At 72.5% G+C, this 15,211-nt stretch carries 14 protein-coding genes; 4 read left to right on the forward strand and 10 right to left on the reverse strand.

What is annotated here, in order from left to right; translation table 11 throughout:
- The first annotated feature begins 6 nt into the window (after nt 1-6).
- Nucleotides 7-495, forward strand: a complete 489-nt coding sequence (locus TNCT6_RS14075; protein ID WP_141359698.1) for a hypothetical protein — start codon at nt 7-9, stop codon at nt 493-495.
- 173 nt (nt 496-668) lie between these two features.
- Here TNCT6_RS14075 and TNCT6_RS14080 read toward each other — a convergent pair whose 3' ends face one another.
- Both TNCT6_RS14080 and TNCT6_RS14085 read right to left on the reverse strand, forming a co-directional pair.
- Complete coding sequence (locus TNCT6_RS14080; protein ID WP_141359699.1) at nt 669-1,268, reverse strand: DUF2199 domain-containing protein; 600 nt, start codon at nt 1,266-1,268, stop codon at nt 669-671.
- Nucleotides 1,269-1,381: 113 nt separating this feature from the next.
- Nucleotides 1,382-2,665, reverse strand: coding sequence for an adenylosuccinate synthase (locus TNCT6_RS14085; RefSeq protein WP_141359700.1), 1,284 nt, complete (start codon nt 2,663-2,665; stop codon nt 1,382-1,384).
- 197 nt (nt 2,666-2,862) lie between these two features.
- Between TNCT6_RS14085 and TNCT6_RS14090 the strand changes: the two genes are divergently transcribed.
- Nucleotides 2,863-3,729, forward strand: a complete 867-nt coding sequence (locus tag TNCT6_RS14090) for a diacylglycerol kinase family protein (protein WP_141359701.1) — start codon at nt 2,863-2,865, stop codon at nt 3,727-3,729.
- Between the two features lie 48 nt (nt 3,730-3,777).
- Here the strand turns inward: TNCT6_RS14090 and TNCT6_RS14095 are convergent, their stop codons facing one another.
- Nucleotides 3,778-4,275, reverse strand: coding sequence for a GbsR/MarR family transcriptional regulator (locus TNCT6_RS14095; RefSeq protein WP_141359702.1), 498 nt, complete (start codon nt 4,273-4,275; stop codon nt 3,778-3,780).
- A 114-nt stretch (nt 4,276-4,389) separates the two neighbouring features.
- Between TNCT6_RS14095 and TNCT6_RS14100 the strand changes: the two genes are divergently transcribed.
- The gene (locus TNCT6_RS14100) at nt 4,390-5,382 is read left to right on the forward strand and encodes an ABC transporter ATP-binding protein (protein WP_141359703.1); all 993 of its coding nucleotides are present in this window, start codon (nt 4,390-4,392) and stop codon (nt 5,380-5,382) included.
- Nucleotides 5,379-6,992: an ABC transporter permease gene (locus tag TNCT6_RS14105; RefSeq protein ID WP_141359704.1), complete on the forward strand. Its 1,614-nt coding sequence runs from the start codon at nt 5,379-5,381 to the stop codon at nt 6,990-6,992. The genes TNCT6_RS14100 and TNCT6_RS14105 overlap by 4 nt, the downstream gene beginning before the upstream one ends.
- 40 nt (nt 6,993-7,032) lie before the next feature.
- On the opposite strand, the gene TNCT6_RS14110 is transcribed toward TNCT6_RS14105, so the two are convergent.
- The 7 genes from TNCT6_RS14110 to TNCT6_RS14140 all read right to left on the reverse strand — a co-directional run bounded on the left by TNCT6_RS14110 (nt 7,033) and on the right by TNCT6_RS14140 (nt 14,922).
- On the reverse strand, nt 7,033-8,262 hold the full coding sequence (locus TNCT6_RS14110) for a cytochrome P450 (protein WP_141359705.1): 1,230 nt from the start codon (nt 8,260-8,262) through the stop codon (nt 7,033-7,035).
- A gap of 86 nt (nt 8,263-8,348) precedes the next feature.
- Complete coding sequence (locus tag TNCT6_RS14115) at nt 8,349-9,023, reverse strand: response regulator transcription factor (protein WP_141359706.1); 675 nt, start codon at nt 9,021-9,023, stop codon at nt 8,349-8,351.
- The gene (locus TNCT6_RS14120; RefSeq protein ID WP_141359707.1) at nt 9,020-10,387 is read right to left on the reverse strand and encodes a sensor histidine kinase; all 1,368 of its coding nucleotides are present in this window, start codon (nt 10,385-10,387) and stop codon (nt 9,020-9,022) included. Before TNCT6_RS14120 ends, TNCT6_RS14115 begins: the two co-directional genes overlap by 4 nt.
- Before the next feature lie 102 nt (nt 10,388-10,489).
- Nucleotides 10,490-11,164 (reverse strand): response regulator transcription factor, encoded by a 675-nt coding sequence (locus TNCT6_RS14125; RefSeq protein WP_141359708.1) that lies wholly within the window; start codon nt 11,162-11,164, stop codon nt 10,490-10,492.
- Nucleotides 11,161-12,735, reverse strand: a complete 1,575-nt coding sequence (locus TNCT6_RS14130; RefSeq protein ID WP_141366408.1) for a sensor histidine kinase — start codon at nt 12,733-12,735, stop codon at nt 11,161-11,163. Before TNCT6_RS14130 ends, TNCT6_RS14125 begins: the two co-directional genes overlap by 4 nt.
- Nucleotides 12,735-13,952 carry an acyltransferase gene (locus tag TNCT6_RS14135; RefSeq protein ID WP_141359709.1) on the reverse strand — a complete coding sequence of 406 codons (1,218 nt, stop codon included), beginning with the start codon at nt 13,950-13,952 and terminating at the stop codon, nt 12,735-12,737. The genes TNCT6_RS14130 and TNCT6_RS14135 overlap by 1 nt, the downstream gene beginning before the upstream one ends.
- Nucleotides 13,945-14,922 carry an alpha/beta hydrolase gene (locus tag TNCT6_RS14140; protein WP_141359710.1) on the reverse strand — a complete coding sequence of 326 codons (978 nt, stop codon included), beginning with the start codon at nt 14,920-14,922 and terminating at the stop codon, nt 13,945-13,947. Before TNCT6_RS14140 ends, TNCT6_RS14135 begins: the two co-directional genes overlap by 8 nt.
- Nucleotides 14,923-15,211: the final 289 nt, after the last annotated feature.

The raw sequence follows: 15,211 nt of genomic DNA on the forward strand, positions 1-15,211 counted from the left end.
ACAGCAATGGGCACCATGGAGATGGAACTGAGCCTGTACGACTGGGCCCGCCTTCCGTGCCGCCGATGCAAGTCCGCGGAGCACGTCCCGGAAGATCTGCTGCGGATGGCCGGTGGACACACACGGGAGGAGACCGAGCCACGGGGCATCGAAGGCCATGTCTTCCAGGAGACCTGGGGGACGGAGACCGTCGTGCCGGTCGCCCGCGTTCTGATGGCGGGGCTGGCCGGGCACAGTCTCTCTGTCGAGGCCCGGCATCGGTTCCTGGATCTGCTGTGGGGCTTCGTCGTCCTGGACGACGACCATCTCGCCGAAGCGTGCAAGGACGTGGTGCGGAGCGGGATCTGGTCCCTGTACGAGGAAGTGCTCTCGGGCCGGGACAAGGGCAGCGCACGCTTCGCCTACTGGCTCCTGGAGGAGGTGGAGACCGCTCCGGCACGGGTGCAGCGGCTCCTCCAGGTGGCGAGAGACCTGCTGCCGGAGAACCTCGACTAGCCGACGGCTGAGCGCTCCATGAGCGGGCAGGAGTCACGCCGAGAAGGCGGGGCCCTGCCCGTTCTGTTTCACGGGGCCACGAACACATCGACGGCCCGGCCTCTCTCCGTGATGATGGGCCGTAGCCGCCCCAGCGCTGGGCGCGCCATCGTGGACCAGAAAATCGAAACAGCTCAGTGGCGATGAGGGACGCGAGGGGCCTGAGGGTCGTAGTCGAGTGCCCAGGCCATCGCACCGGTCATGACGTCTCCTGCAGCCCAGCGCTGACTCAGTACACGCGTCAGGAAGGCGTCGGGGCTTGACTTGATGTACGGCATACAGCGGCGCCCGTGCGTGGGGACCCGGACGCCGGCGGAGACCGGCCTGCCCAGGATCTCCTCACCCCACGGGTCGAGCTCATTGGCAAGCCGCCCGTCGAACTGCATCTCGTCGAAGTCGAGTTCTCCCCTTCCGACCCTGACGATGTGATCGAAGACTTCCCGCTCGACCGAGACCCACACGCCCACGGTTGCCGTCCTGCCGTCGTCGAGGCCGATGGGCAGCAGCGCACGGGCGAACGCACCGAGGTGGTCGGTCACGACAATCGCATCGTTGACCAGCTTGACGTGCTGCTCGTACTCGACTTCGCCCAGGGCCGCAACGGGCTGCGGCAGCGAGAGATCGAAACGAGGATCCGAGACATCCACAAGCCCACCGCAACAGGGACACGGGGGGACGTCGTGCTGGAGGTGTGCGATTTTGCCGGTCTTGTGCTTGCGCTGCCATATCGCCATGGAGCAGCAGTGAATCACCTCGACCAGCCGACGCCCAACTGGTGGTCGTGCGGGGCGGCCGGTGCGGTTCACCGCACCGGCCGCCCTGGCACATCTCCCGGAAGGGCGACGCGTCAGAGGAACGAGTTGATCTCGATCGTCTCGTCGCGGCCCGGGCCCACGCCGATCGCGGAGATCGGGGCGCCGGACATGTCCTCCAGGGCCTTGACGTAGGCCTGGGCGTTCTTCGGGAGGTCGGCGAAGGTCTTGGCCTTCGTGATGTCCTCCTGCCAGCCGGGGAGGTACTCGTAGACGGGCTTCGCATGGTGGAAGTCGGTCTGGGAGTACGGGAGTTCCTCGACGCGCTCCCCGTCGATCTCGTAGGCGACGCAGACCGGGATCTGCTCCCAGCCGGTGAGGACGTCGAGCTTGGTGAGGAAGAAGTCGGTCAGGCCGTTGACCCGGGTGGCATAGCGGGCGATCACCGCGTCGAACCAGCCGCAGCGGCGGTCGCGGCCGGTCGTCACGCCCCGCTCGCCGCCGATCCGGCGCAGCGCCTCGCCGTCCTCGTCGAACAGCTCGGTCGGGAAGGGACCGGAGCCGACGCGGGTGGTGTAGGCCTTGAGGATGCCGATGACGCGGCTGATCTTCGTCGGGCCGACGCCGGCGCCCGTGCAGGCACCGCCCGCGGTCGGGTTGGAGGAGGTGACGAAGGGGTACGTGCCGTGGTCGATGTCCAGCAGCGTGCCCTGGCCGCCCTCGAAGAGGACCACCTTGTTCTCGTCCAGCGCCTGGTTCAGGATCAGGACCGTGTCGGCGACGTACGGCTTGATCTGGTCGGCGTAGCCCAGCAGCTCCTCGACCACCTGGTCCACGGCGATCGCGCGCCGGTTGTACAGCTTGGTGAGGATCTGGTTCTTGGCGTCGAGGGCCGCCTCCACCTTCTGGGTGAGGATCGACTCGTCGTACAGGTCCTGCACCCGGATGCCGACGCGGTTGATCTTGTCCGCGTAGGTGGGGCCGATGCCCCGGCCGGTGGTGCCGATCTTCCGCTTGCCGAGGAAGCGTTCCGTCACCTTGTCGACGGTGACGTTGTACGGCGTGATGACGTGGGCGTTGCCGCTGATCAGCAACTTGGACGTGTCGACGCCGCGCTCGTTCAGACCGCTCAGCTCGGAGAGCAGGACCGACGGGTCGACGACCACACCGTTGCCGATGACCGGCGTGCAACCGGGCGAGAGGATTCCGGAAGGAAGGAGGTGCAGTGCATACTTCTGGTCACCGACGACGACCGTGTGGCCGGCGTTGTTGCCGCCTTGATATCGCACTACATAGTCCACGGAGCCACCGAGCAGGTCGGTGGCCTTCCCCTTGCCCTCGTCACCCCACTGAGCACCGAGCAGCACAAGTGCGGGCACGCGCGTACACCCCTTCCGGGCGGGGCATGTCCAGGGTCAGGGGCGTACGCGGAGGGTTCACCGCCGCGTGCACCGCGACCGTCGTCGGCCGCTCAACCGTCGGACCGGATGCCCCGGAATAGACGAAGCCCCCGGCGCAATAGCGCAAAGGGGCTCTTGCACAAAGATGCTACCCGAGGAAGCGAGGCAGGACCGAGGTGGCGACTTATCCGACGTCCGATCAGCTGCTGGTGGTCATCGACCCGGTCGCCCGGAGGACGGACGGGGAGTCCGTACGAATCGCGAAAGACGTGCTCAGCGCGGGTGCATCCGCCAAGGTGTGCCTGCCGGACGGGCCGGAGGAGTTCACCCGTGCGCTGGCACGGCGCGGCTCACGGCGGCCCGTGGTGATCGGCGACGACCGGGCACTGCTGCGGGCGGTGTCGGCGCTGCACCGGCAGCGGGAGCTGGCCGGATGCGCACTGTCGGTGGTGCCGGTCGGGGGTGCCCTGTCGCTGGCCCGTTCGCTGGGGGTGCCGACGGGACCGGTGGCTGCGGCACGGGCCGTGCTGGAGGGCGCCGAGCGACGGCTGGACCTGCTCGTCGACGACAGCGACGGAGTGGTGCTGGGCACGCTGCGCATCCCGCCGGTCTCCCCGCGTCAGGAGGATCCGGCGGGACCTGTGGCGGTCTCGTCCGCAGCCGGACATCCGTGGCTGCGGACCTGCCAGTCCCTCGTACGGACGCTGGTGACCCGCCCGCCGAGGGCCACGGCGGTCGCCGGGCCGGGCGGCCCCTCCCGGCTGCGGGTGGAGGTCGACGGGGAGACGGTCGTGGACCTGGAGCAGCCGGTGGAGGCGGTCTCGGTCACGCCGGGCGGCGGCACGGGGAAGGCCGAGGTGGAGGTGCGGCGGCTGTCGGTGGGCGCGGAGGCGTCGCCGCTGCTGGCCCGGGGGCGCACGGTGACCGTCTCGGGAGCCGGCTTCCGCTACCGGGCGGACACGGTGGTGTCGGGGCCGGTGCGAACACGGACATGGCGGGTCGTGGAGGGGGCCTGGGGCCTGACGCTGCCGGTGACGGGGTGACGCCACCGGTGACGGGGTGAGCCGGATCCGGGAATGCGGCAGGCCGCGTCACCCGCGGGCGTTCTCCTCCCGGTGGCGGCGCCAGCGCTCCAGCATTCCGGCGACGTCCTGCTCGATGAACTCGAAGAAGGCCAGCGTGTCGGCCAGCCGGCGTCCCGCCGGGGTCTCGGCCCCCAGGCTGGCCACACCTTCCCGCAGGGCGTCCTCCCACCGCTTGATGATCGCGTCACGGCTGGTGAGCGCCTCGTACCACTGGTCACTGTGAACCCGGTAGCGCTCCCGCCGCGAACCGGGCTCCCGCTCGCGGGAGACCAGGTGCACCTGGGCGAGGTAGCGCACCGCGCCGGAGACGGCCGCGGGGCTGATCTTCAGCTGACCGCCGAGCTCGGCGGAGGTCAGGGCGCCGGCGTCGGAGGCGAGCAGCGCGGCGAAGACCCGGGCCGGCATGCGCGGCACGCCCGCCTCGACGAGCTGGGCCGCGAAGTGCTCCACGAACTGCGACACCACCTCGGGATCCCGCTCCACCGCCGCTTCCCGCTCCGTCATTCCGGACCCTCTCCCCTGCTCTCCCCTGTTCGGACAACCACCGTCGAGTCTAACCTCGCTTTTATACGCTTCCTTAACTTCACAACTTTGTGAAGTTAGCGTACGTTCCAAAGCATGACCAAGGCAAACCCCGCCATCGAGGTATCCGGCCTGCACAAGTCGTTCGGCGGCACGCGGGCGCTGGACGGCCTCGACCTGAATGTCGCCGCCGGCGAGGTGCACGGCTTCCTCGGCCCCAACGGCGCCGGCAAGTCCACCACCATCCGGGTCCTGCTCGGCCTGCTGCGCGCCGACGCGGGCGCCACCCGGGTGCTGGGCCGCGACCCCTGGGCGGACGCGGTCAAGGTGCACCGCCGGATCGCCTACGTGCCCGGCGACGTGACCCTGTGGCGCAACCTCTCCGGAGGAGAGGTCATCGACCTGTACGGCAGGCTGCGTCAAGGGGGCCGCGAGAAGCGCGTCAGGCAGGGTGGTGGTGGACGACGGGCGGGCGGTCTCGACCGGCGGCGCCGGGACGAGCTGATCGAACGGTTCGAGCTGGACCCGACCAAGAAGGGGCGGACGTACTCCAAGGGCAACCGGCAGAAGGTCGCCCTGGTCGCCGCCTTCGCCTCCGACGTCGACCTGCTGATCCTGGACGAGCCCACCTCGGGCCTGGACCCGCTGATGGAGGAGGTCTTCCAGCGGTGCGTGGAGGAGGAGCGCGACCGGGGCCGCACCGTCCTGCTCTCCTCCCACATCCTCAGCGAGGTCGAGGAGCTGTGCGACCGGGTGAGCATCATCCGCAAGGGCCGCACGGTGGAGAGCGGCTCCCTGGCCGACCTGCGCCACCTCACCCGCACCAGCGTCACCGCCGAACTCGCCGGCCCGCCCAACGGGCTCGCCGGGCTGCCCGGCGTGCACGACCTCGACGTCCAGGGGCACCGGGTCCGCCTCCAGGTGGACACCGACAAGCTGAACGCGGTGCTGCGCTCGCTGAGCGAGTCGGGCGTGCGGTCGCTGACCTCCACCCCGCCGACGCTGGAGGAGCTGTTCCTGCGGCACTACCAGGACGAGGCCGAGGCCGGCTCCGGGACCGACGCGGAAGCCGCGGAGGTGGCGCGATGACCGCCGCCGTCTCCACGCCCGCCGCCGCACCCGCCGGCCGCTCCCGCAACCTGGCCGGCACCGGCACCCTGCTGCGGTTCGCCCTGCGCCGCGACCGCGTGATGATCCCGGTGTGGGTCGCGGTGAACGCGCTGATGGTCCTGTCCATGCCGAACACGCTCAAGGGTCTGTACGCCACCCCGGCCGAGCGCGCCGACCTGGTGCGCCAGATGGCGACGAACGCCTCCCTGCGCGCCATGGTCGGCCCGGTGTTCGGCGACTCGCTGGGCGCGCTGACGGCCTGGCGGGTGGGGGTCTACGCGGGTGTCCTCGCCGCCGTCATGAGCCTGCTCGTCGTCGTCCGGCACACCCGGGACGAGGAGGAGAGCGGACGGCAGGAACTGGTGTCGTCCGGGATGGTGGGCCGCCGGGCACCGCTGACGGCGGCACTGCTGGCCGCGGCGGTCGCGAACGCGGCCCTGGCCCTGCTGATCACGGCCGGCCTGGCCGGGCAGGGCGCCACCGGTGCCCTGGCCTTCGGGCTCGGGGTGGCGGGCGTGGGCATGGTCTTCGCCACGATGGCGGCGATCGTCGCCCAGCTCACGGAGAGCGCCCGGCTGGCCCGGGGCCTGACCTCCGCCGTCCTGGGCGCCGCCTTCGTGCTGCGGGCCGCGGGCGACTCGGGGACGGACGACGGCTCGTCGGTGCTCACCTGGCTGTCCCCGCTGGGCTGGCTGGAGGACCTGCGCGCCTTCGCCGCCGAACGCTGGTGGGTGCTGCTGCTGTGCGCGGCGGCGACCGCCCTCCAGGCGGGCATCGCCTACGAACTCGCCGGACGCCGGGACCTCGGCATGAGCTTCCTGCCCACCAGGCCGGGACCGGCCCGGGGCCGCCTCGCCACGGCGGGCGCGCTGGCCTGGCGGCTGCAACGCGGCAGCGTGCTGGGCTGGAGCATCGGCTTCTTCGTCGCCGGAGTCGTCTACGGCGGGATGGCGGACGGCGCGGCCCAGCTCGTCGGCGACAACGCCAAGGCGCGGGAGATCTTCCAGCGGATGGGCGGGCAGTCCGGTCTGACGGACGCCTTCCTCGCCGCGATGGCCGGGATGCTCGGCCTGGTCGCCGCGCTCTACGTCGTGGCGTCCGTGCTGCGTCTGAACGGCGAGGAGACGTCCGGCCGCGCCGAGCCGGTGCTGGCGGGCGCGGTGGGCCGGCTGCGCTGGGCCGCCGGGCACCTGCTGATCGCCTTCGGCGGGTCCGCCCTGATCATGCTCCTGGCCGGGCTGGGCATCGCGGTCGGCCACGGCAAGCAGGTCGGGCCGGTGCTCGGCGCGTGCCTCGTGCAGGTGGCCGGGGTGTGGGTGATCGGCGGCATCACCGTCCTGCTCCACGGCGTCCTGCCGCGGGGGGCCGTGGCCGCGTGGGGCGTGGCCGGAGCGGTCCTGCTGATCGGCTGGATCGGCCCCGCGCTGAACGTCCCCCAGCTCGTGCTGGACCTCTCCCCCTTCGGCCACCTGCCGAAGCTGCCGGGCGGACGAATGGAATGGGGCCCGGTCGCCACCCTGCTCGCCCTCGCCGCGCTCCTGGTGACCGGAGGACTGGCGGGCCTGCGCCACCGCGACATGGGCGGCTGACCGGCTCAGTCCGGCTGAACAGGTGAACCGGGCGCCGGTGTCAGCCCACCGCCACGCTCAGCCCGTCCAGCCCGCGGATCACGAAGTTCGGCTTCCGGTTCGGCTCCGCCGCGAGCTTGAGGGTCGGGGCCCGCTCCAGCAGGGCCGTCATGGAGGCGGCCAGTTCGATGCGGGCCAGGGGGGCGCCGATGCAGTAGTGGATGCCGGCGCTGAAGGAGATGTGGGGGTTGTCCCGGCGGGTGAGGTCCAGGCGCCCGGGGTCGGTGAACACCGCCGGGTCGTGGTTGGCCGAGCCGAAGAGCATGGCGACCTCCGCGCCCCTCGGGATCGTGGTGCCCGCTATCTCGATCCCGTCCAGCACCCAGCGCTCGAAGAGCTGGAGCGGGGTGTCGTAGCGCATCAGCTCCTCGATCGCGGACGGGATCAGGGAGTGGTCCGCGTGCAGGGCCGCCAGCTGCTCCGGGTTGCGGAACAGCGCCCACCAGCCGTTGACCGTGGCGTTCACCGTGGCCTCGTGACCGGCGTTGAGGAGCAGCACCGCCGTGGAGATCATCTCCTGCTCGGTCAGCCGGTCGCCCTCGTCGTGCGCCGCGATCAGCCCCGAGATCAGGTCCTCGCCCGGCTCCTTGCGGCGCTCGGCGATCAGCTCCCGCAGACAGTCGGAGAACTCGACCGACGCCCGTACCGCCTTCGCCGCCGTCTCCTCGGACGGGTTCAGCTCGTACATCCCGCAGATGTCCGCCGACCAGGGCCGCAGCTGCGCCCGGTCCGCCTCGGGGATGCCCAGCATCTCGGCGATCACGGCGACCGGCAGTGGTTCGGCCACGTCCCGCAGCAGATCGCCGCCGCCCTCCGCCACCAGCTCGGCGACCAACTCGTTCGCCAGGTCGTGCACGTACGGCTTGAGCCGCTCCACCGTGCGCGGCGTGAACGCCTTCGACACCAGGCGCCGGATCCGGGTGTGGTCCGGCGGCTCCAGGTCGAGCATCCCGTGGTCGTTGAGGACGTGGAACGGCTCGTGCTCCGGCTGGGGCGGCGTACGGCCGAACTCCTCGTGCGTGAAGCGGTGCTGGTACGTCCGGCCCAGCCGCCGGTCCCGCAGCAGCGCCGAGACGTCCGCGTGGTGCGGCACCAGCCACTGGTCGGTCGGCTCGTAGTGGAGCACGCGGCCCCGCGCGCGCAGCTCGGCGTAGGCCGGGTAGGGGTCGGCGAGGAACGCCGGGTCCCACGGGTCGAAGGCGAGGCCGGAAGGACCAGAAAGAGCGGACATGCCCGGACGTTAGCCCGGCCACCCCTGATCCGACCAGGGGTGTCGCCGACCTCGCGCGGCTCGGCCCGGGGACCGCCCGGGGCGGCTCACCCCGGCGTGACCAGCCGCGCCTCGTAGGCGAACACCGCCGCCTGGGTGCGGTCCCGCAGGCCCAGCTTGACCAGGATGCGGCTCACATGGGTCTTGACGGTCGACTCGGCGACCACCAGCCGCTCGGCGATCTCCACGTTCGACAGGCCCTGCGCGATCAGCACCAGCACCTCCGTCTCCCGCTCGGTCAGCTCCCCGTACGCCGCCTGCGCGGTGGCCGCCAGCCGCGGGGGCTCGGTCAGCTTGGAGAACTCCGTGATCAGCCGTCTGGTGACCGAGGGGGCGAGCAGCGCCTCGCCCGCCGCGACCACCCGCACCCCGTCGGCGAGCTGCCGCGCCGAGGCGTCCTTGAGCAGGAACCCGGAGGCCCCGGCCCGCAGCGCCTGGTACACGTACTCGTCCAGGTCGAACGTGGTCAGCACCAGCACCTTCGCCGTGCCGTCCGCGGCGACGATCTCCCGGGTCGCCTCCATGCCGTTCAGCTCCGGCATGCGGATGTCCATCAATACGACGTCCGGGGCCAGTTCGCGTACCCGCTCCACCGCGTCGCGGCCGTTGACGGCCTCGCCGACGACCTCGATGTCCGGCATCGCGTTCAGCAGGACCGAGAAGCCCTCGCGCACCATCATCTGGTCGTCCGCGACCAGCACCCGGATCGTGCCCGTCCTCATGCGCCGCCCTCGTCGTCGTCCGCCGGCTCGACCACCGTGACGACCGGCAGGAACACCGCCACCTCGTACCCGCCGTCGCCGGCCGGGCCCGCCGTCATCTCGCCGCCGAGCATCGACACCCGCTCCCGCATGCCGGTGATGCCGTGTCCGGATCCGGGCGAGGGCTTGAGCAGGGACGGATTGGGCGGCGGGCTGTTGACTATACGAAGGGCCAACCCGCCGAGGACGTAGCCGATCTCGACGCGGGCGCTCGCGCCGGGCGCGTGCCGCAGGGTGTTGCTCAGGGCCTCCTGGACGATCCGGTACGCCGACAGCTCGACGCCCTGCGGGAGTTCACGCACCGCGCCCATCGTGGTCCTGTCCACCGCCAGACCGGCCTCCCGCACGTTCGCCAGCAGGGTGCCGAGGTCGGCGAGGGTGGGCTGCGGGGCGTCGGGGGCCTCGTAGTCCTCCGCGCGGACGACACCGAGGACGCGGCGCAGCTCGGTGAGGGCCGCCACCGCGTTCTCCCGGATGGTGGCGAAGGCCTTCTCCAGCTCCGGCGGCGGGTTCTGCACCCGGTAGGGGGCGGCCTCGGCCTGGATGGCGACGACCGACATGTGGTGGGCCACGACGTCGTGCAGCTCGCGGGCGATCGTGGTGCGCTCCTCCAGCAGGGTGCGGCGGGAACGCTCGTGCGCGGTCACCGACTGCTGGGCAGTCACCTCCTCCTCGGCGTCCTTGCGTATGTGCCAGACGGTGACCGCGAGGAGGGCGAGCGCGGAGAGGACCAGCAGGGGCGCCGAGTTGTTGCCGTAGACGTAGCCGAACAGCGCGTTGGCGAACACTGCGTAGAAAGCGGTGGCCGCCCACATCCACGCCGCCGTACGCGGCCGGGTGCGTATCGCCACCACCGTGAGCACCGTCAGGTGCGCGATGTAGCTGCCGGGCTGCCACGGCCAGGTCGTGTAGCTGCCGACGAGCCACGCCGAGATCATGGCCGCCATCAGGGAGACCCAGAACGCTCCGACCGGGCGGGTCAGGGTGAGCAGCACCGGGGCGAGGGACAGCAGGCCCACCACTGGGGCCGCCCCACTGCCCGAGCCGCTCGCCCAGCCGACGAACAGCGCCAGCAGGCCGGCCCCCGCCACCATGGCGTGCGGCCTCCAGGCCGCGTAGGGGCGGAGGCGGCCTGGCAGCCGCCGGGACAGCGGGCCGTCGACACCCACGGGCCGCAGCGGACGGTAGGCGAAGGCGTCGTGGAACAGCCCCTCCCGCAGCCCGTGCAGAGCTTTCGCGGCGAGCTTGTACTCCGGGCTGCGCGGCTTGTACGGGCTGAAGGCGCCGTCCGGCGTCGTCTGCTGCGTCTGCTGCGTATCGGTCACGCTGAAAACGGTAGGCGCAGGCGGCGGTCGCGGTCGTCCCCTGTGAGAAGGGTCCTTCGCGGTCCGTCTCAAGTACTACGGGTATCGCCCTGCTGCCCGCGTTCAGTACCCGGAGGGGCGGACCAGTCCCGACTCGTAGGCGAACACCGCCGCCTGAGTGCGGTCCCTGAGGCCCAGTTTCACCAGGATGCGGCCCACGTGGGTCTTCACGGTCTGCTCGGCGACGACGAGATGCCCGGCGATCTCCGCGTTGGACAGGCCCTGCGCGATCAGGGCGAGCACTTCCGTCTCGCGTTCGGTCAGTACGCCGATCCGCGACTTCAGCGGCGCGCGCGGTGTGTCCTTCAGCCGGGAGAACTCCGCGATCAGCCGGCGCGTGATCCCCGGTGCCAGCAGCGCGTCGCCGGCCGCGACCACCCGGACCGCCTCGGCGAGTTGGTCCGCAGACGCGTCCTTGAGCAGGAAGCCGGACGCGCCGGCGCGCAGCGCCTCGTACACGTACTCGTCCAGGTCGAAGGTGGTGAGCACCAGGACCTTCATGTCCGGGGTGGCGGTCGTGATGCGGCGGGTGGCCTCGATGCCGCCGAGCTCGGGCATGCGGATGTCCATCAGGACGACGTCCGGGGAGACTTCGGCGGCCCTGGCGATGGCGTCCAGGCCGTCCACCGCCTGGCCCACCACCTCGATGTCCGGCTGGGTGTTGAGCAGCACGGTGAAACCCTGACGGACCATCTGCTGGTCGTCGGCGATGAGTACGCGGATGCTGCCGCTCGTCATGGAGCGTCTTCTCCTGTCGGGGACGGTGAGCCGGGAGCGGGCGCGGCGTCGGTGCCGCCGTCGGAGCCGGGGCCGGCGTCGGCGCCGGAGCCGGAGCCGGAGCCGGGATCGGGATCGGGATCGGGGCCGGGATCGGGGTCGGGGTCGGAGCCGGGGCCGGGATCGGGGCCGGTGTCGGCGGGCGCGCCGGGCGGTTCGACGTGGACGACGAGGGTGTCGGCCGGGTCGGTGTAGATGACGGGCAGGCGGGGTGGGCCGATCCCGGTCACGGGCGCGATGCCGTCACGGGGGAGGAAGGCCGAGACCGCGAAGCCGCCGTGCAGTGTCCTGACCGCCGTGACGTGCCCGCCCAGCATGGTCGCCCGCTCGCGCATGCCGAGCAGGCCGTGCCCGGCGCCCGGGGAGGGCTGGACGGGCTGTCGGGGGCGGGAGTTGACCACGCCCAGGAACAGGCCGTCGGGAACGTGCGTGACTTCCACGCGGACCGTCGACCCCGGGGCGTGCCGCAGGGCGTTGCTCAGGGCCTCCTGGACGATGCGGTACGCCGACAACTCCACGGCCGGCGGATACGGCCGGCGCTCGCGCCGCGGGTCCTCGGTGTCCATGGTGACCGTCAGACCGGCGGCGCGGGTGTTCTCGACGAGGGCGCCGAGGCGGTCGAGGGTGGGCTGCGGGGCGTCCGGGGCGGCCCTGGTGCCGGGTTCACCGAGGCCGTACGGGTCCTCTGGGTTCTCCGAACGCAGCACGCCGAGCACCCGGCGCAGTTCGGCGAGCGCCTCCAGCGCGTTCTGCCGGATGCCGTCGAGGTTCTCCTTCAGTTCCGGCGAGGGGTTCCGCGTGAGGTGCGGTGCCACCTGCGCCTGGATGGAGATCACCGACATGTGGTGGGCGACCACGTCGTGCAGCTCACGGGCGATGCGGCTGCGCTCCTCCAGAAGCGTGCGGCGGGCCCGCTCCTCCGCGGTGAGCGTGGTCTGCTGCACCAGTTCCGCACGGGCCTCGCGGCGGCCGCGCAGGGCCGTGCCCAGCACCACCACCACCGCGAACAGCACCATCGCGAGAACACCGGTGGGCTGGTAGTACGCCGCGCCCCACGCGCCCTGGAGGACATAGGTGAGCAGCGCGGTCAGGGCCAGCGCCTCCGCGGCGACGCGGGTGCGCACCCGCAGGGCGAGCAGCAGCAGGACGAACAGGTGGGCGATGATCCCGGACGCCGTCCAGGGCCAGGTGAAGTCGTTCACCTCGCGGGCGAGCAGCGGGCCGCGCAGCGCCACCGCCCCCAGCACCGTGGCCGCCGTCGACAGCCACCACGCCGGGACGGGCCGCCACAGGGCGAGCGCCACCGCACCGGCCTGTCCGAGCGCGATGAGGAAGGCGTACCCGGAGGCCAGTCCCGCGTCCCCCTGGAGTTGGGCCGCTGCGCCCAGCAGCACCGCGAACGCGACCAGCCATACGATCCCGTGCGGCAGCCAGCGCAGCCAGACGGACGGGGGCAGCGGATCCAGCCGCGCGGTCCACAGGTCGTCGCGCAGCACCCGCAGTCCATGCCTGACGCGGCTTTGCCATCGCATCACGCGCCCACTTTAGGGTCTGGCGTGTGGGCCGCCCCGGGGCGATGGGACCGGACCACCCGGGAACGGCGCCGGCCACCGCCCTGCTCACAGGTGCGGAAAGCGGCCCAGCAGACGGTCAGGGCGAGAGCGAAGACCGGGAGCCAGGCCAGCCGGGCCGCCACCCAGCCGAGGTCGTCGGGGGGCGTGTGCAGACCCGGGACGCGGCCGGCGAACAGGCCCATGGCGGTGGTCGCCATCAGGGCCGTCTGATGCCAGAGGAAGATTGTCATCGCGGAGAGGTTGACCAGCGCCACCGCCGCCCAGGCGAGCGGGCGGCACATCGCGCGGCGCAGCCGCTCGCGCAGGAGCAGGGCCAGGCCGCACTGGGCCAGGCCGAAGGTGACGGCCGCCAGGGTCGGCGGGTTGAGGTTGGAGACCGCGGCCCCCGGGATGCCGACCATCGACGCCGGGTAGCCCGCCCAGGCGACGAGGGCCGCGGTCGCCGTCGCGCCGCAGGTCAGCAGGATCCAGCCCGCGCGGCGGCGGTCCAGCTCACCGCGGGTCCACGCCGCGCCCAGGGTGTACGGCACGAGCCAGCCTGCCGGCAGGTTCAGCCAGCCGAGCCAGGAGGGGGCGCCGAGGCCGAAGCGAAGGAGGTCCACGTGCAAAACGACGGCCAGGGGCCACAGGGGACTGAGCCGGGTGAGCAGGGGGGTCGCCGCCGTCAGCAGGGCGAAGACCAGGAGGAACCACAAGGGGGACAGAGCCAGCTTCACGAGGGTGCGGACCGTGTCGGGGTCCGCACCGGTCAGGAGGAGGGCGGCGGCGGTGACCGTCCAGAGGGCCAGTACGGCCGCGACCGGCCTGAACAGCCGGGACAGGCGGGCGCGGAGCCACCGCGGGTAGCTGGTCCCGCGGGCGCGGGCCGAAAGGTGGCCGCGGGTGGCGACGTGCCCGCCGACGAGGAAGAACACGGCGAGGGTCTGGAACACCCAGGAGATCGGGGCCAGGGCGGGCAGGTAGTGGAGGGGGCTCGCGGTGCGCAGGGTGGGGTGGGACTGGGTGCGGGTGTCCGCGACCAGGGCCGTGACCAGCCAGTGCCCCAGGACCACGCCGAGGATGGCGACGGCGCGCAGGGCGTCCACCGCCCGGTCCCGGTGCGGTGGGGTCTGGATGTGAAGGCGGTCGGCGGAGGCTCGTACGCGGGTGAGTACCGGTGTGAGGCGGTCAGTCACCTTGCACCTCGTTCGTGGCGCCCAGGACGATCCGGGCCAGGTTGGTCAGTGACGGGGAGCCGGGCGCGAAGTAGGCGCTGTGGCCGCCGCTTCCGGCCGTGAACCGGCGGGCGCCGAAGGCGGGGTCCATGGGGTCGGTGCCCAGGCCGACGGTTGTGCCGAAGAGGTCGGCGTGGACGTGCGGCACGTTCGCCACCCAGTCGCCGGTGCCGCGGGCCGCCCAGACCCGGGCCCGGGTGTTCAGCGCGGACGCGGAGTCCGCGCCGGTGCCGGGGCTGCCGATGAGGGCGATGTCGTTCACGTCCAGGCCTGCCGCGGCGCGCCCGCACACCACCGAGCCGTAGGAGTGGCACACCAGGGTGATGTGCGGGGCCCGCCCCGCCACGGCACGCAGGTCGCGTATCAGCTCCCGCAGGTGCGGGGCCGCCTGTTCGGCGCGGCCCGCGGTGAGCACCGAGGTGCTCACCGTGCCCGGCGTCTCGTAGCCGAGCCAGGCGACGACCGCTGGGCGCGGACCGGCCGCGGTCTCGCGGCCGAGTTCCTGGTAGAGGGCGAGTGCGCCCTTCCGGAAGCGGTCGTAGGTGTCCAGGGAGGTGTCGGAACCGGGGACGAGGACCGCTGTGCGGTCGGCGTGCGCCAAGTCGCCGAACACCTCCGTCACGCGGCCGGAACCGCGGCCGTCGAAGGAGAGCAGATGGCGGGAGGGGGACGCCAGCGCGTGGTCCACGGCCGCGCGGTGGGTGTCGCCGTGCGCCGCGGCCATGCCGGAGGCGCGGGCCGCGTCGGCGCGGTTCGCCCCGTAGGCCGCGTCGAGGGTGGTCCGGGTCAGGGGCGCGAGCACCGCCGGGGCGGGCGCGGGGATCCGGGGGCGGGCCGCGGCCGACAGAGGCACCACCACGGCGGCCATGACGAGGAGGGCGAGCAGGGCCCGCCGCCGCCGACCGGTCTTGGTCCCGATCCCCGGCACCATCTCCCGCCCGGCACGTGGACCCGCTGCGGTCCCGGCACTCGGGCCCGCTCCCGGCCCGGCACCCGGACCGGTCTCCGAGCCCGCGTTCGCGCCGCGCGGCCGCGGGCCCCGCCCTGAACCGGCCGCCGAGCCGGCGTTCCGACCCGCACGCGGCCCCGCGTGCAGACCCGCAACCGCATCCCGGTCCGGCCGCGGCCCCACGTCCAGGCCCACGCCCGAATGCTCGACCGCGCCCGCAAGCGGAGCCGCCCCCGAACCGACCCCCGAACCCGCAATCGGAGCCGCACCC

The organism is Streptomyces sp. 6-11-2, from assembly GCF_006540305.1.
Taxonomy (GTDB): Bacteria; Actinomycetota; Actinomycetes; order Streptomycetales; family Streptomycetaceae; genus Streptomyces.